This window comes from Solirubrobacter ginsenosidimutans (assembly GCF_027587205.1).
The window spans coordinates 1-18,325 of the sequence record NZ_JAPDOD010000047.1; the positions used below are offsets into that span (position 1 = coordinate 1).

The following is an 18,325-nucleotide window of genomic DNA, read 5'->3' on the forward strand; positions in this document are numbered from 1 at the left end:
GACCGAATCGCCCGCCTTCGCCGAGGCGAACACGCTCGAAAGCGTCGACGGCGACGCCGCCAGGTCGGCAGCATGCGCGGCGCCGGGGAGGATCAACAACCCGGCGAACGCGGTCGCCGCGGCGGTCCAACGGCGTCTCCCAGCGATCCGACTGATGTGCGCAGCAATACGCACGCCGGCAGGCGTGTACGTCGAGTGCATAAGACGGCGGCTCCTTGAGCTAGAGAGGGCTCGTCGTGGGGCGACTCGGGGTCAGCTCCATGACGGTTCCCTTCCTCTATCGGTCCGCTGTCGGCGTCAGCTATAGGGGCAAGACCCCATGCCTACCTTTCGTTACCTGCGATTACCCCGAATCGGGGATGGGCGGCCCGGCGAGGCGATCGGCCTCCGCAATGCGTCCGTTCGGCGCCGGATTTGACCCAGAGGCTCGCGCCGTCGCGTAGATTCGTCCCCTGCGCATGTCCTTGCCCAATCGACGACTCGACCACTGGACCACCTCGCTCGATGCTGTCGAGGCCCTGCGGCTGCGGATGAGCGAGCTCGAGCAGCCCGATGGGGACCCGATCGCGCGCCAGCTCATGGCGCAGGTGGCGCACGCCAAGTCATCGAGCTTCATCGCCCTGCTCGACCCAGAGGGCCAGGTCCTGGACGTCAATCCCGCCGCGCTGATCGCCGGCGGCGTGGACCGAGCCGAGGTCATCGGGTTGCCGCTGTGGACGACGGCTTGGTGGTCGATGGCCCCGGCGGGGATGGCTGAGACCACCAAGCAGGCCATCACCGGCGCCGCCCGCGGCCAGTTCGCCCGCTTCGACGTGGATGTCCGGATCGAGAGCGCCGGGCGCACGACGGGAACGCTCGACCTCCTGCTGCGACCCCTGCGCGGGCGCGACGGCCAGGTCGCGTTCGTCGTCGCCGAGGGCCGGGCGATCACCGACCGCAAACGGGTCGAGCAGCGCTTGGCGCGCCAGAATGCCGAGCTCTCCGCGCTGACGCAACGCCTCGCGCGCGTTCACGACTATCGCGAACGCCTCCTCGGGGAGCTGTCACACGACCTCCGCGCGCCTCTGCAGGTCGTCATCACGCGTTCGGAGCAGCTGCTGCGCACCGCTGACAGTGGCGCGCAGACGCAACTCGTCAACATCCGGCTTGCCGCGCTGGGCGCGCTCGAGCAGATCAACGACATGCTCGAGCAGGTCAAGGCCGATCATGGCGAGGCCACGCTCTCGCTCGTGGACGCGGATCTCGCGCTCGCGATCCGCACCGTCGCCGAGCAGTTCGAGCCGCTGGCCGAGGACCGCGACGTCATCCTCGAGATCGAGACCCCGGCGCGGGTCACCGCTCGGTTCGACGTCGAGCGGGTCAGCCGCATCGTCTCCAACCTCTTGGCCAACGCGATCAGGCACACGCCGGTCGGCGGCTCGGTCCGCTGTGCGCTCGACGCGGGCGACGGCGCGGCGGCCTTGAGCGTCGCCGACTCGGGGCCTGGCGTGCCCGAAGAGCACCGGGACAAGATCTTCGGCCGCTTCCGCTCCGGGCTGGACGGCGACGGGCGTTCCGCCGGCGCCGGAGCCGGGCTCGGTCTCGCCATCGTCCGCGAGTTCGTCGAGCTCCACGGCGGCGAGATCTCGCTCTCGGACGCCCCGGAGGGCGGTGCGCTGTTCACCGTCATGCTGCCGCTGCGGCCGCCTGAGGGCGAGCGGATCCCGGCCACGCTCGCCCAGCAGGCGGCGGCGGCCCAGCGGACTGAGTTTGTGCGCTCCCATCTCGAGGCCGAGCTGGCGGAGACGTCGACGGCGCCGCGCGTGCCGACCGTCGTGATCGTCGAGCGGGTCCCGGGGCGCGCCGACACGATCCTGGCCGGCATCGACGAGTCGACGGTGACGTGTGTGGCCGAGGATGCGCTCGAAGCCCTGCGACTGGCGCTCGAGCTGCTCCCCGACGCGGTTGTCGTCGGCACGGCCACCGGGGACCTCTCGCCCACATCGCTGTTGCGCCGGCTCGCCGCGAACGAGCGCCTCATGGGCGTTCGCCGGGTCGCGCTGGCCGGGGAGCGTGAGGAGGATCCGTCGCCCGAGTCGCTGATCGCCGCGGGCGCGCAGCTCGTGTTGCCCGCGGTGGCCGCCGAGGAGCTCGGCGGCCGCCTGTGGGCGGCCGCTACCGCGGCCGAACGCTAAGGCTCTACTCGACCGTTACGGTCTTGGCGAGATTGCGCGGCTGGTCGACGTTCAGCCCGCGCAGGCGAGCGATCCGGTAGGCCAGCAGTTGCAGCGGGATCACGGCCAGCAGCGGCTGCAGCATCCAGTCCGTCGGCGGAACGCGCAGCGTGTCCTCGGCGTTGTCGCCCAGGTCGGTGCCCTCCGTCGCGACCGCGATCACGTGAGCGCCCCGGACCTTGACCTCCTGGATGTTGGAGATCACCTTCTCCAGTACCGGCGAATCGGTGGCCACGACCACGACCGGCGTGTCCTGATCCAGGAGCGCGATCGGGCCGTGCTTCATCTCCCCCGCCGCGTACGCGTCGGTGGCGATGTAGGAGATCTCCTTGAGCTTCAGCGCCCCTTCCAGGCTCACGGGGAGGCCCACGTGGCGTCCGAGGTAGAGGAAGAACTCTTTCTCGAAGTGCCGCTCGGCCACGCGATCGATCGTCTCGCTGCCCTTGTCGAGCATCACGCCGATGTCGTGCGGGATGCGCTTGAGCCGGGTGACGAGCTCCGTCCGGCGCTCCGGGGTGAGCGTGCCGCGCAGCTCGGCCATCCGCAGCGCCAGCAGGTACATGACGGCGACCTGCGCCACGAACGTCTTGGTCGCGGCGACGCCGATCTCGAGGCCCGCGCGGGTGTAGACCGTGCTGTGGGCGTCGCGCGTTGCCTGTGAGCCCATGATGTTCGTCACCGCGATCACCGTCGCGCCGCGTTCACGGGCGAGGCGCATCGCGGCCAGCGTGTCGAGCGTCTCGCCCGACTGGGTGATCCCGATGACGATGTCGCCAGGCCCGACCACCGGATTGCGGTAGCGGTACTCGGAGGCCACGTCCATCTCGACCGGGATGCGCGCCCACTCCTCCAGGGCGTAGCGCCCGATCAGGCCGGCGTGGTACGAGGTGCCGCAGGCGACGATGATCAACCGCGTGGCGCCACGCAGCAGCTCGTCATCGAGCTCCGGCAGGTCCACGCCGTCAGGGCGGACGGTGCGATCGGCGATCGTGTCGGCGACGGCGTCGGCCTGCTCGTGGATCTCCTTGAGCATGAAGGTCTCGAAGCCGCCCTTCTCGGCGGCGTCCGCATCCCAGTCGACCTGGTAGGTATCGCGCTCGAAAGGCGTGCCGTCGGCATGCAGGAACCGCGCGCCGTCGGCGGTCAGGACGACCAGCTCGTCGTCCTCGAGCGCCTGGACCGTGCGGCTGTGGGCGAGGAAGGCGGGAATACCGGAGGCGAGGAACTGCTCGCCGTCGCCGCGGCCGACGATCAGGGGGCATTCCTTGCGGGCGCCGACGAGTACGCCGGGCTCCTCGGCCGCGACGGCGACGAAGGAGTAGTGGCCGCGCAGCCGGTTGTACGTGCGGCGTGTGGACTCGACGAGGCCGTGCTCCTCGAGGTCGCGCGCGATCAGGTGGGCGATCACCTCGACGTCGGTCTCGGAGCTGAACGCGGCCCCGGAGTCGAGGAGCTCCTGCTTGAGCTCCATGTAGTTCTCGACGATCCCGTTGACGACCACGTGAACGCGGTCCTCGGGGTCGTAGTGCGGGTGGGCGTTCTCCTCGGTGACGCGCCCGTGGGTCGCCCAACGCGTGTGGCCGATCCCGGTCGTCGCCGGCGTGACGAGTACGGCGACACCACCGTCCGCTTCGCGCTGCTCGACGGCGGCCTTCAGCTGCGAGAGGTTGCCAACGGCCCGGATGACGTCCAGCTGCCCGTCATTCTGGATCGAGATTCCCGCGGAGTCGTACCCGCGATATTCCAACTTTTCCAGGCCGGAAAGCAGGATGTCCTGCACCTCCTGGTGTCCGACGTATCCGACGATGCCGCACACGGTGGTGCCTCCTTTCCGGAAGGGTTCCAGACAGCATTCTAGGTGCTCGCGCCCGAGCCTCCCTGGACTGTGGGCGAGTCTGTGTTGCGCAACCACATTTGCGGGCTTCCGGTGCCATCGGCGTTGACGACCCACGTGTTTGCCTTGTCGCCGTAGACCAGGTGGCTGTCGTCGAGCCACTCGATCTGGTCGTCGACCGAACGTGTCTCAGACAGCGCGGTCTCCTTCCCTGTCGCCAGATCCAGCACGTGGAAGCGCCAGACCGTCGGGTCGTGGGACATCGCCTTCTTGTAGCCGATCCGGGTGCCGTCCGGCGACAGCGCCGGGCACTCGACGTTGGCGTGGATCGTCTCAGCCCGACGGGCCTTGATCGAGCCCTTGATCAGCCAGGTCTTGCCGCTCGTCTCAAGCGTCGCGTAGAAGGTGTCGCCGTCGGCGGCGAAGGTCAATCCCCAGTAGTTGCGGTCGACGGCGTCGACCAGCTTGCCGCCGTCGTAGACCTTGAAGTCCTTCTCGAGGTTGCCGACGACCTTGCCCGTCTGCATGTCGAGGATCGTCGCCGCCGTGGAGAACTGGCCGGGCGTGGTGTAGGCGTGACCGACGATGAAGGCCGTGACGCCGCCCCAGCGGCCGTCGGGTGAGACGCGGGCGCGGCTCGGGATACCGGGCAGCGTGAGCTGGCGGACGGTCTGCATCCGGGCGTCGAGGAAGTCGACGCCCATCTGCGTGCCGAGGACTTCGAGGCAGAGCCCCTTCCCCGCGCGGAAGCCGACGCGCTCGCAGGCGGGACCCACGAGCGCGGGCGCCCCCGGCTTGCCGTCGACGAGCGGCGCGACGGCGACGCGCCCGTAGGTCGACTGATGCGCCTGATCGACCGTGCGCAAGACCGCGAACGGCTGCTTCGAAACGAGGATCTGATTGGCCTTCGGGCGCTCGGCGGCCACCGCCTTGGACGCTGCCTTGCGATCGTGTTTGGCCCCGAGCACGGCGATCGCGCCGGTGGCCGTGGCCCCGGCGACGCAGATGGCCGCGAGCAGCGCGAACGCCAGTGTGCGCCTAGGCATGCGCGATCCGGAGTCCGCGGACGGCGAGCGCCATCGCGACCACGAGGCCGGCGGCGAACAGCGCGATCGCCGCCTGGACGCCGACGACGGTCCACAGCACGCCGAACAGCACCGAGGCCAGCAGGCGGGCGATGCTCGTCGCGGTGCCGAGCAGCGCGAGACCGCTGCCGCGCAGTTCCTCGGGCACGTAGCGGCTGCCCATCGCCATCAGCACGCCATCGGTGGCGGCGTAGTACGTGCCAAGCAACCCCAGCACCAGCAAGAGCGAGACGAAGCCCGCCGAGGGAGTCATCAGGAGGACGTAGACCGCGAGCAACAGCACGTAGCCGCCGATGAACACCTTTCCGCGGCCGATCTTGTCGGCCAAACGCCCGAGCGGGGCGGCGAGCACCATGTACAGCACCGCGGTGCCCGTCGCAAGGAGCGGGAACAGGCTGTCGCTGAAGTCGATCCGATCGCGCAGCATCAGGTAGATGAACCCGTCGCTCGCCGTCGCCAACCCGAGCGCCGAGCCCGCGATGGTGAGCGCCCGGAACTCGGTGCCCTTGAGGAGCTTCGCGGCCGCCTTGAGGTCGGGCTTCTCCGCGTCGGCGGGCTTCTCCTCGCGCTCCTGCGGCTCGCGGACGAGCAACGTGATCACCCCGAGGCCGAGGATCGCGACGAAGAACGAGATCAGGAAGAGCGTCCGGTAGGCCTCAGGGGCGGCGGCCAGCAGCCCGAAGGCCACGAGCGGGCCGATCATGGCGCCGGCGGTGTCCATCGCCCGGTGCACGCCGAATGCGAGGCCCATGTCCTTCTCGGGCGCGGTCAGCGAGATCATCGCGTCGCGCGGGGCGGTGCGCATGCCCTTGCCGGTGCGGTCCAGCAGGATGATCGCGCTCAGGCCCGCCCAGGCGCCGCCGACCACCGCGAGACCGAGCTTGCAGACCGCGGAGAGGCCGTAGCCGAGCGAGGCCAGCAGCTTGTGCCGCTTGAAACGGTCGCCGAGGAAGCCGGCGGCAAGGCGGACGAGCGCGGAGGCGCCCTGGTAGATCCCGTCGACGAGGCCGTACTGCAGCGGCGAGAAGCCGAGCGTGGCGACCAGGTAGAGCGGCAGGATCGCCGACACCATCTCCGAGGAGATGTCCGTCAGCAGCGAGCAGGTGCCGAGGAGCAGGACCGTCCCGCCGACGCGCTCCCGCAGACGTCCGGAGCGCAGCGCACCACGGGCACGCCTGAGAGTTGAGGTGCTTTGAACGGCGTACACGGGCTACCTCAGTCAACGCGCCGGAAACGCGCTGACTTCCGCCGTTTAGCGTCCTCTTCTAGTTCGAGGCAGCGTTGAGCACCGCGACGAGGCGCTCGCTGGCGGCCGCGGCCCGCTCGGCCGTCGGCGCCTCGACCATCACACGCACGAGGGGCTCGGTCCCGGAAGGCCGCAGAAGCACTCGCCCCTGCCCTTCCAGGGCCGCCGACTCACGCTCGACGGCCTCGAGGACCTCGTCGGCTTCGGCAACGCCCTTGTCGCTGACTCGGACATTGATGAGCGTCTGTGGAAGCTTCTCCATAGCGTGCCGGTCGGCGAGATCAGAGCCGTTGAGGGCCTCCAGGGTCAGCAGCGCGGACGCGATGCCATCGCCGGAGGGGACGAAGTTGCGGTCGATGATGTGGCCGGATTGCTCGCCGCCGAGTGCCCACTCGCGCTCGCGCAGCGCCTCGAGGACATAGCGGTCGCCGACGCCGGTGATGGCGACCTCAACTCCGTGCTCGGCCATCGCCGTGTGGAAGCCGAAGTTGGTCATCACCGTCACGGCGACGCCATTGCCGGGCAGCCGGCCGGCCTCGCGGAGGTGAATCGCGGCCAGTGCGATCAGCTCGTCGCCGTCGACGATCGTGCCGTTGCGGTCCACGGCGAGCATCCGGTCGCCGTCGCCGTCGAAGGCGAAGCCCGCGATGTCGTCGCCCGTCTGCATCCCCGCGCGCAGGCGATCCAGGTGGGTCGAGCCGCAGTTGTGGTTGATGTTGCGGCCGTCGGGCTCGTGGGCGAGGACGCCGATGTCGGCGCCGAGACGGCGGAAGATCTCCGGGGCGGCGCGGAACGTCGCGCCGTTGGCGCAGTCGAGCAGGATCTTCTGGCCGCTCAGGTCGAGGTCCTTGAAGCGCTCGTGCAGGGCGCGCAGGTAGTCCTCCAGCGCGCCGTGGAAGGCGCGCACGCGGCCCGGATGCTCGGGCACGGGGTGCGGCTGGTCGAGCGCGGCCTCGATCTCGGCCTCGGTCGCGTCGGAGAGCTTGTACCCGTCCCCGCCGAAGAACTTGATGCCGTTGTCGCGGTACGGGTTGTGCGAGGCGCTGAGCACGACGCCCAGATCGAACCCGTGGCGGGCGATCAGCAGCGGGGCGCCCGGTGTGGGCAGGATGCCGCCGAGAAGCGCTTCGCCCCCGGCCGCGGCAACGCCCGCGGCCACGGCGGCCTCGAGCATCTCGCCCGACTCGCGCGTGTCGCGGATGATCAGGACCCGCGCGGGGCGCCCGTCTTCGCGCTTGGCGCGCGCGGTTGCCGCGCGCGCCAGGGACAGGGCGAGTTCCGCGGTGAGGAACTCGCCCGCGACACCGCGTACTCCGTCGGTGCCGAACAGCCTGCGCGCGGCGCTGGTGGGCGCCGCGGGCATTAGCGCTTCGAGAACTGCGGCTTCTTACGAGCCTTCTTGAGGCCGGCCTTCTTGCGCTCCTTCACGCGTGCGTCACGCGTGAGGAAACCGCGCCGCTTGAGCTCGGTGCGCAGGTTGGGGTCGGCCTCCAAGAGTGCCTTGGAGACGCCGTGGCGCAGCGCGCCGGCCTGAGCCGAGACGCCGCCGCCGTGCATCGACGCGACGACGTCCATCCGGTCCTCGTAGCCGACCGTCTCGAGCGGCTGGCGGATCGTGCGCTGCAGCGTGGCGCGCGGGAAGAACTCGTCGAGCGTCTTGCCGTTGATGACGTAGGCGCCGGTGCCGGGCAGCAGCGTGACGCGCGCGACGGCGGTCTTGCGCTTGCCGGTCGCGCGGTAGCGCGCGCCCGCGGCGAGATCGATCGAAGCGTCGGCGATCGTCTGCGGAAGCTCGTCCTCACCGTCTTCGTCGGTGGACTCGATCTCCTCGTCGGGCTCGTCCTCGCTGTAGCGCGGACGGCCGCCGAGGACGTCGTCACCGTCACGGACGATGTCGACCTCGAGGTCCATGCCCGGGATCGCCGGCTTCACGCGCGGCGTCTCGTCTTCCTCGACGTACTCGAGGTCCTCGTCGGTGACGACCTCGTCGCCCTCGACCACGACCTCTTCGGCCGTCGGCTCCTCAGGCGTGGCAGCGGCCTCGGGCGCCTCGGGGGCGTCAGCGGCGGGAGTCTCCGTCGCCGGAGTCTCCTCGGGCTCGTTGACCTGATCCTCGTTATCGGCCATGGAAAGTCTGGTTCTCCTACTTCTTCTCGATCAGCGCCATCGGCTGCGGCTTCTGAGCCGTATGCGGATGGTCGGCGCCCGCGTAGACCTTGAGCTTGGTGAGCTGCTTGCGGCCAAGGCGGGTGCGGGGAAGCATCCCCTTGACCGCGAGGCGAATGACCTCTTCGGGCCGGCGCTCGAGCATGTCATTGAGCGAGCGGGACTTCAGGCCGCCCGGATAGCCCGAGTGGCGGTAGTACATCTTGCTGCCGCGCTTGTTCCCGGTGACCGAGATCTTCTCCGCGTTGACGACGACGACGAAGTCGCCCGTGTCGATGTGCGGGGTGTAAGTGGGCTTGCGCTTGCCGCGCAGTGCATCGGCGATCTGCGTCGCGAGACGGCCGAGGGTTTGGCCCTCAGCGTCGACGACGAGCCAGTTGCGCTCGCGATCCGTGGGTTTGGCGACGTAGGTCTTCATTCTCAATCTGGCCGTGGGCGTAGATTCATCACGCGAAAGCCGCGCGGCGGCGTTGCATGATAGCGAGCCTGTGCCCTCCGGCCGAACCGTCGGTTAAACACGTCGGGGCGGCCTCCAGCCGCCCCGAAGATACTGACTGGTTGAGCTAGCGAGCGAGGGTCACGATCGACTTCAACGCGTTCCAGATCGTGTCGACCGGCAGCGCCTGCGACCAGACCTGGACGCCGTCGATATCACCGGTGAGCGTCAGCGCGTCCGGGCATGAGCCCGGGTAGCTGCCGATCTGGCCGCCGCCGGAGGGCAGCGTGTAGTCGATGGTCGTCGGGGCAGCGGTCCCGGTGCCGACCTGGACGCCGTCGACGTACAACCGGACGGCGCTGCCGTCGAACGTTCCGGCGACGTGGTGCCACTTGCCGTCCCAGACGCTCGTGGGTGCCTCCGGGCTGACGAAGACCTGGGTCGGGCCGCCCGCGACGTAGAACGCCAGGCCGCCGCCCTGGCCGGTGTAAACGCCGTACGAGCTGGCGAGACACTGCACCGAGCCCTTGGACATCACGTACTTGAACTGTCCGGGCGACGCGTCGCCGCGCACCCATGCGGCCACGGTGATCCGGGCCGGCTCGAGCGCGGAGTTCCCCGGGATGGTCACGAAGTCATCCCCACCGAAACGCAGGGCGGAGCCGAGGAAGACGCCCTTGATCCAGCTGGGATCGTTGGCATCGGCAGCCGGCGTGCTGCCGAGCATGCCGTTGTTGCCTCTGCCGGACCAGTCGCGGACGACCTGTCCGGACCCTTCGTTCATGGGCCACCAGCCCACGAGCGGAAATGAATCGGCTTGCGCGGCCGCCGGTGCGGCGAGCGCGATAGTGGCAGCGGAGAGAGCGGCTGCGAAAAGACCACGAGACATGCTCGCGAGCATCCCGCGCGCGCCACGTTATAGCACTGGGCGAAGGGTTAGGCCGTCAGCGGATGTGGACGTTCGGGGGGGACAACCGGCGCGAGCGGCGAGCCGCCCGCGCCGGCGTGTGACGGCTAGCGGTTCCGTCGCACGGTCTGCGGGTGCCGGCTGCGGATCGCCGCCGTGCCGGCCTTGCGGACCGCCGAGTTCCGGGTTGCCGTCGCGATCACGTCCGCCGCCGGAGGCAACAGGCCGGCGCTGCCGAGGGTGCACAGGCCCCCGACCAGGCTCGCGTGGCCGGTGCGATTCGCGCGGGTCGCGCTCGTGAACGAGACCGCGACGCGTGAGCTCGACGCGAACGCCAGGCTATTCCCGCCGGCCGCCGGGGCCGCCACGAGCTCGACCGCCGCGTAGTTCCAGCGATCGTTGGTCGGGGCGTTGTCGTGGATCGTGACGAGCCCCATCGCGGTGTTCGGCGCGGCCGTGGACTGCACCCAGAACGTGTCCCCGGCTCCGGTGTCGATCCACTGGCGCTGGACGACCTGTCCCGTCGCCGGAGTGCGCGCGACCGCGCGGTCCCAGTCGTTGCCGACGGCGAACACCCACGAGCCCGCGCGCACGCCGGGCAGGTAGATGTCGGGAGCGCCGGAGCCCGCGCCCGCCGCGCCGGCGACGCCGGTGCCGAGCGCACCGTTGAACGCGACGACGTGCAAGAGGCCGTCGAAGCCGGTCCGCAGCGGCGCCGCCGTGATCACGGCGTTGGTCAGCACCGTGTTGGCCGTCGCCGACCACACCTCGGCGACGCCCGCCTGGGTATCGCTGCGCTTGACCAGCGTCCAGGTGAGCCCGCCTCCCGTCACCGTCGAGCGCTGAGCCGCCGACGCGTTGGGGCCGTCCATCGCGACGAATGCGACGATCTGCTCGCCGGGCGCAGAGGTCGTGAGCCCCGGCGAGGCAAGCGCGCCCTTGGCCTGACGGCTGACGGACGTATCGATCGTGATGGCCCCCGGGCCGGGAGCGCTGTTGTCGACCGTCACCACCTGCCCGGCGGAGGCCGCGACGTTGCCGGCGGCGTCGTAGGCCTCGGCCGTCAGCGTGTGCTGGCCCTGGCTCGCGGTGCGCGTGTCCCACGCCATCGCGAACGGCGGTGCGGTGACCGGGGAGCCCAAGGTCTGCCCGTCGAGCTTGAACTGCACCTTGGCGACGCCGACGTCGTCGGACGCCACCGCGCCGATCTGCGTGATGCCGCTCAGCGTCGCGTTCGCGACGGGCTCGCTGATCCGGACCTGCGGCGGAGTCGTGTCGGCGGGCGGCGGCTCGAACGGCGCACCGGAGAGGATCTCGACCGACGCCAGGTTGAACTGGTCGGTGGTCGGCTTGCTGTCGCTGATCGCGACCGCGGTCCCCGCTGCGGGGGTCACGGCCACCTGGTTCTGCATCCAGAACGTGTCGCCGACCCCGGTGTCGACCCACTGGTGCACGAGCGATTGGCCCGCCACGACGGTGCGGGGCGTCGCAGAGTCCCAGTCGTTGCCGACGCCCCAGACCCACGACCCGGGCCGGGTGGTGGTCAGCGACACGGCCGGGGCGCCCGAGGTGGCACTGACCCCGTTGGATGCGCCGATGCCGCCCGCGTTGGCGAAGGCGACGAGGTGGATCGACTGGTGGTACCCCGCCTTGGCCTGCGTCGAGGTCACCTGCAGGCCGGTGAGCGGGCCGGGCGCGACCGCCTTCCAGATCTCGGACGTGCCGGCGCGCCCGTTCGCGCGCCGCACGAGCGTCCACTGCAGCCCACCTCCGGTGACCGTCACCGTCTGCTGGCTTGCGCCGTTCGGCCCGTCGGAGGCGACGAACGCCACGAGCATGTCGCCCGACTTCAGCGTGGAGAACGGCGCGGTCGTGACCGTGCCGCCCGCGTCCTGGCTGGTCGAACCGTCGATCGTCAGCGCTCCGGTCACCGGCGGCGGGGCGATGTTGGCGACCGTGATCAGCGTGACCTCGGAGGTATTCGTCCGGCCGCGGGCATCGACCGTTCGCGCCGCCAGCCAGTGGTCGCCGTCGACCACGCGGGTCGAGTCCCACGCGAGGCCGTACGGCGCCGCCGTGTCCGTCGAGGAACCGATGACGTTGCCGTCGAGCAGGAATTGGACGGTCTGCCCGCCGGCCGCGTCGGCCGACAGCGGCACCGTCCCGCTGACGCGTGCGCCGTTGAGCGGGAGCTTGACGGCGATCGAGGGCGGTGTGGTGTCCGGGTGGCGAACCTCGCCCGCCGTCACCTTGCCGTTGGCAATCGTCACCAGCACGTCCTGCTCGTTGTTGGACTCGTCGGCCTCCTGGAAGTCGTTGCTCGGGTCGGTGATCGCCCGGAACCAGTACGTGCCGTCGGGAACGCCGTCGAAGGGGATGGCCTGCCCGGGGTCGCGGTAGTCGTATTCATCGGCCGCGCCGACCGACATCCCGCGCATGCTGAGCGGGTCGGCGCAGCTGCCGATGCCACCCGGGAACTGCCCCGCGTGCGCGACGGACGAGTCGTAGATGTAGGAGTCCGCGATGCAGAAGCCGTTCTTCGGCGACATCGTCACGGGCGCGCCCGGGCCACCGTCGGCGGCGACGGCATACAGACCGAACGACGCCAGCGGGAAGTGGAAGTGCCCGTGCGCCGCGTGGAACACGAACGCGTCCGGCACCTTGCGCTGGGACACCATCGACCAGACGCCGGCCGCGTTGTGGGTGAAGAGCTGCTGCTGGCCTTGGTAGTTGCCCGAGGCCTCGCTGTACTGGGGCTGCACCGCGAGCGGCCCCGGCCCGGCGTTGTAGACGAGGTGCGTGTAGCGGAATTCGCGGCCGGATGCCCCGTTGACGATCGAGAACGAGTTCGTCGGGATCACGGTCTGGAGGTCCGGATAGTGCGTGCTTCCAGCCGGCGCTGCGAGCGCCGGCGTCGTCGCGAGAGCGACGGCGGTGGTGGTTGATGCGATCAACACTGCGGCGCGACGAGCGAGCGACATGCGTGAGGAACGCATCGTGCGATTCGTAACTTCCTCGCACCTCCCCACCCGGATTTAGGTGCGCTTGAGACTTTGTCAGCGCGGGAACCGGAATGTCCGTTTCTGGCTCTCTGGCGGGCGATATGGGCGGCGCGACAGTCCGTCGACGCCCCGGATATAGTTGCGCCGCTCTTATGTGTCGCCCGCCCGGTCAGGCGGGTGGAGGGTCGCTCGGTCAGCGGTACGAGGAGGGTCGTGGGTCTCAGTCTGCGGACAACCGCATACGTCGTCGTTGCGTGCTCTGCGCTCGTGTTGCCGTCTTCCGCGGCGGCGCAGTCCGGCGGCGCGGTGTTTCCCACCCCCACTCCCACCCCCGTTTCGACCCCCGCGCCCGCGAGTGCGCGCGTGGTGATGGCTTCGCCGCTGCCCTCGAGTCCGGCGACGGTCGCCAAACTCGCCTGCGCGTCCAGCTGTGGCGCCGCCGGCATGGTCCGGCCGGGCTCGCTGCTGCGGGTGCGCGGCAAGACGCTCTCCAAGGCCGACGAGGTCGTGTTCATGGGTGCGGCGGGTGTCGACGACGACGTGATCGCGTCCACCAGCGTGCGGCGCAAGACGTCGGTCGACGTGCGGGTGCCGCTCGGCGCCATTCCCGGTCCGGTCGCGGTCGTCGACTCAAACGGCGCGGTGTCGGTGCCGTCGGTGGGGCCCGTGGTGCTGGACCCGGCCGCTCCGGCCGTCGCGGGGCCTTCGGTGGAGATCGCGGTGCGCGCGCCGCGCGCCTACTACGACGCCGCGACTCCCGCGGCCGCCACGTACGTGGTGCACGGCGGGGCGCCGGTGACCGTCGGAGTGGACGTGGTGCGGGTGCTCGACGGCGCGGTCATCACGCACTGGGACGTGCCGGGCGTGGCGCCTGAGACGCCGCAGCGGGTGGCCTGGGACGGGACGGTGGCGAAGGTCCTCCAGGCCGACGGCAAGTACGCCTTCCGGATCACGGTCGCGGGTCTGGCGCCGGTGAGCGCGCCCTTCGAGTTCTTCAGCGACCGGTTCCCGATCCTCGGGCCGTCGAGGTTCGGCACCGGTGTCGCGGCGTTCGGCGGCGGGCGCGGCCACCAGGGCGAGGACACGTTCGCCGCCTGCGGGACGCCGCTCGTCGCGGCTCACGGCGGGAAGGTCAAGTACGCCGGCTACCACGTCGCGGCGGGCAACTACCTCGTGATCGACAACGAGGGCGTCGGCACCGACTACGTCTATATGCACCTGCGCGACGTCGCGCTGGTCAAGACCGGCGACCGGGTGCTCACCGGCCAGCCGATCGGGTTCGTCGGCCAGACCGGCCACGCCGACGGCTGCCACCTGCACTTCGAGCTGTGGACGGCGCCTGGCTGGTACTCCGGCGGCGCGCCGATCGACCCGCTGCCGACGCTGCGGTCCTGGCTCAGCCGCGGCTGAGCACTCGTACGCTCTGCGGGTGCGCGTCCTCACCGTCGTCGGCAATCGCCCGCAGTTCGTCAAGGCCGCGGCCGTCTCCTCACGGCTGCGCTCGGTGGGGGTCGAAGTGCTCGTCCATACCGGCCAGCACTACGACGACGCGCTCTCGCGCGTGTTCTTCGACGAGCTGGCGCTGCCGCGACCGGAGTATCGATTCGACCTCGGGGGCGGGTCCAACACCGAGCAGACGGCCCGGATGCTGTCCGAGCTCGCGCCGCTGCTGGCATCTGAAGCGCCGGACGTGGTGCTCGTCTACGGGGACACGAACTCGACCCTGGCGGGGGCTCTGGCCGCGGCGCAGGCGGGTGTGCCGGTCGCCCACGTCGAGGCGGGAATGCGCTCGTATGACCGCCGGATGCCCGAGGAGCTCAACCGGGTCCTGACCGACCACGCCTCATCGCTGCTGCTGTGCTCGTCGCCTGCTGCCGTCGCGACGCTGCAGGCCGAGCAGGTGGTAGGTGAGGTCGTGCTCGTGGGAGACGTGATGGTCGACGTCTTCGAGTTGCTGGCGCCGCGGGCGGACGCATCGATGCTGGAGCAACTCGGAGTGACAGCCGGCGACTACCTGCTGGCGACCGCGCACCGGGCGGGGAACGTCGACGACCCCGAGCGCCTGCGCGCGCTCGTCGAGGTCTTGACGGGGATGCCACTGCCGGTGGTGCTGCCACTGCACCCGCGCACGCGTGCGCGTCTCACCGAAGCAGGGCTGCTCGACGCGCTCGACGGCGTGATCGTCGCTCCCCCGCTCGGGTACCTCGAGTTCGCCGGTCTGCTGCTGGGCGCGCGAGCGGTGCTGACGGACTCCGGCGGGGTGCAGAAGGAGGCCTACCTGGCCGGCAAGCCGTGCATCACGCTGCGCGACACGACCGAATGGCGCGAGACCGTCGAGGCGGGCTGGAACGTGCTCGTCGACCTCGATCTCCCCGCCGCGCTCGATGCTCTACAGCGCCCGGCCCCGTCCGAGCGTCCGCCGCTGTACGGCGACGGGCGGGCGGGCGAGCGCGTCGTCGAGGCGCTGGTCAGGATGCAGGGATGATCCATCCGACGGCGGTGATCGGGGAAGGCGTGACGATCGGCGAGCACGTCGTCATCCACGCGGGGACGGTCGTGGGCGACGGCTGCGAGATCCAGGACGGCGCCGTGCTGGGCAAGGCCCCGAAGCTCGCGCGCTCCTCGACGGCTTCGAGCGCGTCTTTGGCTCCGCTCGTCGTGGGCAACGGGTCGGTCATCTGCTGCCAGGCGATCGTGTTCGCGGGCGCGCGGCTGGAGGCCGGCGTGATCGTGGGTGACCAGGCGTTCGTGCGCGAGCGGGTGACGATCGGTTCCGGGTCCGTCGTCGGCCGCGGCTCGACGGTCGAGAACGACACGACGATCGGCGCGCGGGTGAAGATCCAGACGCAGGTCTACGTGACCGCCTACATGACGATCGAGGACGACGTCTTCGTCGGCCCGGGCGTCACCACCACCAACGACGACACGATGAGCCGCCACGACCGCTCGTATGGGCTGGCGGGGCCGACCTTGCGCCGCGCCTGCCGCGTCGGCGGCGGCGTGACGCTCTGCCCGGGCGTCGAGATCGGCGAGGAGGCCTTCGTCGCCGCCGGCGCGCTCGTCACCCGCGACATCCCGCCGCGGGCGGTGGCGATGGGCGTCCCCGCGCGCGTCGTGCGCGGAGTCCCGGACGAGGACCTCCTCGAACGCTGGCGCTAGTGCTACGCTGTAGCACATGGACGTTTCGGTCCGGGACTTGCGCAACAACACCGCAAAGGTGATGGCTGCGGTCGAGGCCGGAACGCCAGTGACGCTCACAGTGCACGGCAGACCTGTGGCGGACATCATTCCCCACGCCCAACGGCAGGAGCGCCGTCCGTCCGAGGTCGTGTATAGCGAGCTTGACCGACTGGCAGTCCGTGCACGCGAGCTCGGCGTGCAGGGCTCCGACCGCCTGGCGGATTACGAGTCGGGCTGGACGAGCGACGACCTTGTCTGACTCGGCGGAGCTGCTGTTGGACGCGAGCGTGTTCATCGCCGCCGAGGCGGGCCGGACGCTCTCGCGACGGCCAGTCGGCCAGGCGCGAGTATCGGTGGTCACGTTGGCCGAGTTGCGACTGGGTGTGCTGCGCTCCGATGGCGCGCTCCGCGAGCTGCGCGAAGCGACACTGAACGCCGCGCGACGGTTCGTCCCCCTCGCCGTCACCGAGTCGGTGGCCGAGGAGCTCGCCGCGCTGCTCGCGAAACTGCGGGCGTCGCAGCGTCGCGCGCAAGCGTTCGACTGCTTCGTCGCGGCCACGGCCCTCGCGTACGAGCTCGTCGTTGTCACTCAGGACACCGATTTCGAAACGCTCCAGGCAGCCGAGCCGCGCCTTGCCGTCGAACTCGTATGAGACCGCGCGCGAGGCTCGGCCCCGTTCATATCGTTCAGCCGACTACGCCGGGGCGAGCGCGCCCACCGCGGCGACGACCTCGTCGGCCTGCGCGCGGGTGAGCACCGGGCTCATGGGGATCGCGAGGTTCGTGCGCGAGGCCTCTTCGGTGCCCGCTAGATCGACGGTGGGGACGTAGCCGCGCATCGCGGGCTGGCGGTGGACCGGCACGCGGTAGTAGGCGGCGGTGCCGATGTTGGCGTCCTTCAGGATGGAGACCAGCTCGTCGGCGCGCTCGGAGCGGACGACGTAGAGGTGCCAGGCGGGTGCGGCGCCAGGGGTCGGCACCGGGAGCGAGACCAGCTCGCCCAGGCCCGCGTCCTCGTAGGCCTGCCCCGCCGCGCGGCGGCCGTCGGCCCACGTGTCCAGGTGCGGGAGTTGGACCCGGAGGATGCCCGCCTGGAGTGCGTCGAGGCGGGAGTTGTGGCCGACCTCCGTGAAGGTCCGCTTGTCCTTGGAGCCGTGGAAGCGGAGCGTCTGGATCTTGTCGGCCAGGTCGGCGTCGTCGGTGGTGACCGCGCCGCCGTCGCCGAAGGCGCCGAGGTTCTTGGACGGGAAGAAGGAGAACGTCGCGAGGGCGGAGCCGAGCGCGCCCGGGCGGCGGCCGTCGGCGAGGATCGTGCCGGCGGCCTGGGCGGCGTCCTCGATCACGGGGACGCCGAGCGCGACGATCTCGTCGATCGGGGCGACGTTGCCGAAGAGGTGGACGGCGATCACGGCCTTGGTGAGCGGGGTGAGCACCTCGCGCACCTGCTCCGCGGTGCTGACGAACGTCGTGGGATCGATGTCGCACCAGACGGGGATCGCGCCGAGGAGGGCGATCGGCTCGGCGGAGGCGTAGAAGGTGAACGACGGGACGACGACCTCGTCGCCGGGGCCGACGCCCAGCGCGCGCAGGGCGAGCAGCAGCGCGTCGGTCCCGTTGGCCACGCCGACCGCGTGCGCGGTGCCGACGTAGGCGGCGAACTCGCGCTCGAACGCCTCGACCTCAGGGCCGAAGATGAAGCGCTTGGAATCGATGATCTCGTTGACCTTCGCGCGGATCTCGGCGTCGATGGGCTCGAGCGGCGCGGCGGTGTTGAAGAGCGGGACGGCCATGCGCAATCAGGCTAGCTTCCGGCCGCCACCGCTGAGCGTCAGCGGCTGCGCCGCAGCGCGACGACCGGGATGGCGCGGATGCCGGCCGTCTTCTCGGCGTATTCGCCGAACCCGGCGTAGCGGCTGACCTGCTCGGCGAAGATCCGCTCCCGGTCAGGGCCGGTGACCTCGGCGACGTCGACGTCGTACGCCTCGTCGCCGATCTCGACGCGAGTGTTGCCGGCGGCCTTGAGGTTGCGGTACCACTCGGGGTCCGTGGGCGCGCCGGCCTTGGACGCGAAGACGTAGACCGTGTCGGCGTCGGCCTCGTCGGCGAGGTACATCAGCGGGGCGACTCGCTCCACGCCGGACTTGCGACCGCGGTGGTGCAAGAGGACCAGCGGCGCACCTTCGAATTGGCCGCCGACCTGACCGTGGTTGGCGCGGAACTCCTCGATCACCTGGGTGTTCCAGTCAGACATCGCGA

General features: G+C 70.5%; 17 protein-coding genes. 6 read left to right on the forward strand and 11 right to left on the reverse strand.

What is annotated here, in order from left to right:
- Positions 1-201, reverse strand: a 201-nt coding sequence (locus tag OM076_RS34385) for a hypothetical protein (protein ID WP_270044689.1), incomplete at its 3' end; no start/stop codon positions are given.
- A gap of 257 nt (positions 202-458) precedes the next feature.
- Here OM076_RS34385 and OM076_RS34390 point away from each other — a divergent pair.
- A complete protein-coding gene (locus OM076_RS34390; RefSeq protein ID WP_270044690.1) occupies positions 459-2,174 on the forward strand; it encodes a PAS domain-containing sensor histidine kinase in 1,716 nt (571 codons plus the stop codon).
- Between the two features lie 4 nt (positions 2,175-2,178).
- Here OM076_RS34390 and glmS read toward each other — a convergent pair whose 3' ends face one another.
- The 8 genes from glmS to OM076_RS34430 all read right to left on the reverse strand — a co-directional run bounded on the left by glmS (position 2,179) and on the right by OM076_RS34430 (position 12,883).
- A complete protein-coding gene (glmS, locus tag OM076_RS34395; protein WP_270044691.1) occupies positions 2,179-4,029 on the reverse strand; it encodes a glutamine--fructose-6-phosphate transaminase (isomerizing) in 1,851 nt (616 codons plus the stop codon).
- A gap of 38 nt (positions 4,030-4,067) precedes the next feature.
- A complete protein-coding gene (locus OM076_RS34400) occupies positions 4,068-5,093 on the reverse strand; it encodes a TolB-like translocation protein (RefSeq protein WP_270044692.1) in 1,026 nt (341 codons plus the stop codon).
- A complete protein-coding gene (locus OM076_RS34405; RefSeq protein ID WP_270044693.1) occupies positions 5,086-6,339 on the reverse strand; it encodes an MFS transporter in 1,254 nt (417 codons plus the stop codon). The genes OM076_RS34400 and OM076_RS34405 overlap by 8 nt, the downstream gene beginning before the upstream one ends.
- Positions 6,340-6,397: 58 nt before the next feature.
- Positions 6,398-7,741, reverse strand: coding sequence for a phosphoglucosamine mutase (gene glmM, locus OM076_RS34410; RefSeq protein ID WP_270044694.1), 1,344 nt, complete (start codon positions 7,739-7,741; stop codon positions 6,398-6,400).
- Positions 7,741-8,157 carry a 30S ribosomal protein S9 gene (gene rpsI / locus OM076_RS34415; protein WP_372518115.1) on the reverse strand — a complete coding sequence of 139 codons (417 nt, stop codon included), beginning with the start codon at positions 8,155-8,157 and terminating at the stop codon, positions 7,741-7,743. The genes glmM and rpsI overlap by 1 nt, the downstream gene beginning before the upstream one ends.
- A 364-nt stretch (positions 8,158-8,521) precedes the next feature.
- The gene (gene rplM / locus OM076_RS34420) at positions 8,522-8,962 is read right to left on the reverse strand and encodes a 50S ribosomal protein L13 (RefSeq protein WP_270044695.1); all 441 of its coding nucleotides are present in this window, start codon (positions 8,960-8,962) and stop codon (positions 8,522-8,524) included.
- Between the two features lie 145 nt (positions 8,963-9,107).
- A complete protein-coding gene (locus tag OM076_RS34425; RefSeq protein WP_270044696.1) occupies positions 9,108-9,764 on the reverse strand; it encodes a LamG domain-containing protein in 657 nt (218 codons plus the stop codon).
- A gap of 230 nt (positions 9,765-9,994) precedes the next feature.
- Positions 9,995-12,883: an Ig-like domain-containing protein gene (locus tag OM076_RS34430; RefSeq protein WP_270044697.1), complete on the reverse strand. Its 2,889-nt coding sequence runs from the start codon at positions 12,881-12,883 to the stop codon at positions 9,995-9,997.
- Positions 12,884-13,258: 375 nt separating this feature from the next.
- On the opposite strand from OM076_RS34430, the gene OM076_RS34435 reads away from it, so the two are divergent.
- From OM076_RS34435 to OM076_RS34455, 5 genes are read left to right on the forward strand one after another with little or no spacing between them, the layout of a single operon-like run.
- Positions 13,259-14,299: a M23 family metallopeptidase gene (locus OM076_RS34435; RefSeq protein ID WP_270044698.1), complete on the forward strand. Its 1,041-nt coding sequence runs from the start codon at positions 13,259-13,261 to the stop codon at positions 14,297-14,299.
- Positions 14,300-14,318: 19 nt separating this feature from the next.
- Complete coding sequence (wecB, locus tag OM076_RS34440) at positions 14,319-15,374, forward strand: non-hydrolyzing UDP-N-acetylglucosamine 2-epimerase (protein ID WP_270044699.1); 1,056 nt, start codon at positions 14,319-14,321, stop codon at positions 15,372-15,374.
- The gene (locus tag OM076_RS34445; RefSeq protein ID WP_270044700.1) at positions 15,371-16,048 is read left to right on the forward strand and encodes an acyltransferase; all 678 of its coding nucleotides are present in this window, start codon (positions 15,371-15,373) and stop codon (positions 16,046-16,048) included. The genes wecB and OM076_RS34445 overlap by 4 nt, the downstream gene beginning before the upstream one ends.
- Before the next feature lie 16 nt (positions 16,049-16,064).
- A complete protein-coding gene (locus OM076_RS34450) occupies positions 16,065-16,328 on the forward strand; it encodes a type II toxin-antitoxin system Phd/YefM family antitoxin (RefSeq protein ID WP_270044701.1) in 264 nt (87 codons plus the stop codon).
- A 16-nt stretch (positions 16,329-16,344) separates the two neighbouring features.
- The gene (locus OM076_RS34455) at positions 16,345-16,722 is read left to right on the forward strand and encodes a PIN domain-containing protein (protein ID WP_270044702.1); all 378 of its coding nucleotides are present in this window, start codon (positions 16,345-16,347) and stop codon (positions 16,720-16,722) included.
- A 42-nt stretch (positions 16,723-16,764) separates the two neighbouring features.
- On the opposite strand, the gene OM076_RS34460 is transcribed toward OM076_RS34455, so the two are convergent.
- Positions 16,765-17,859 (reverse strand): DegT/DnrJ/EryC1/StrS family aminotransferase, encoded by a 1,095-nt coding sequence (locus OM076_RS34460; RefSeq protein ID WP_270044703.1) that lies wholly within the window; start codon positions 17,857-17,859, stop codon positions 16,765-16,767.
- Between the two features lie 38 nt (positions 17,860-17,897).
- Positions 17,898-18,320, reverse strand: coding sequence for a nitroreductase/quinone reductase family protein (locus OM076_RS34465; RefSeq protein WP_270044704.1), 423 nt, complete (start codon positions 18,318-18,320; stop codon positions 17,898-17,900).
- Positions 18,321-18,325 lie beyond the last annotated feature (5 nt).

Bases quoted from the DNA above. Each gene is read 5' to 3' on its own strand.
- OM076_RS34390 (WP_270044690.1), top strand. From the start codon at position 459: ATGTCCTTGCCCAATCGACGACTCGACCACTGGACCACCTCGCTCGAT.
- OM076_RS34400 (WP_270044692.1), bottom strand. From the start codon at position 5,093: ATGCCTAGGCGCACACTGGCGTTCGCGCTGCTCGCGGCCATCTGCGTC.
- glmM (WP_270044694.1), bottom strand. From the start codon at position 7,741: ATGCCCGCGGCGCCCACCAGCGCCGCGCGCAGGCTGTTCGGCACCGAC.
- rplM (WP_270044695.1), bottom strand. From the start codon at position 8,962: ATGAAGACCTACGTCGCCAAACCCACGGATCGCGAGCGCAACTGGCTC.
- OM076_RS34425 (WP_270044696.1), bottom strand. From the start codon at position 9,764: ATGAACGAAGGGTCCGGACAGGTCGTCCGCGACTGGTCCGGCAGAGGC.
- OM076_RS34430 (WP_270044697.1), bottom strand. From the start codon at position 12,883: ATGCGTTCCTCACGCATGTCGCTCGCTCGTCGCGCCGCAGTGTTGATC.
- OM076_RS34435 (WP_270044698.1), top strand. From the start codon at position 13,259: ATGGCTTCGCCGCTGCCCTCGAGTCCGGCGACGGTCGCCAAACTCGCC.
- OM076_RS34445 (WP_270044700.1), top strand. From the start codon at position 15,371: ATGATCCATCCGACGGCGGTGATCGGGGAAGGCGTGACGATCGGCGAG.
- OM076_RS34450 (WP_270044701.1), top strand. From the start codon at position 16,065: ATGGACGTTTCGGTCCGGGACTTGCGCAACAACACCGCAAAGGTGATG.
- OM076_RS34460 (WP_270044703.1), bottom strand. From the start codon at position 17,859: ATGGCCGTCCCGCTCTTCAACACCGCCGCGCCGCTCGAGCCCATCGAC.
- OM076_RS34465 (WP_270044704.1), bottom strand. From the start codon at position 18,320: ATGTCTGACTGGAACACCCAGGTGATCGAGGAGTTCCGCGCCAACCAC.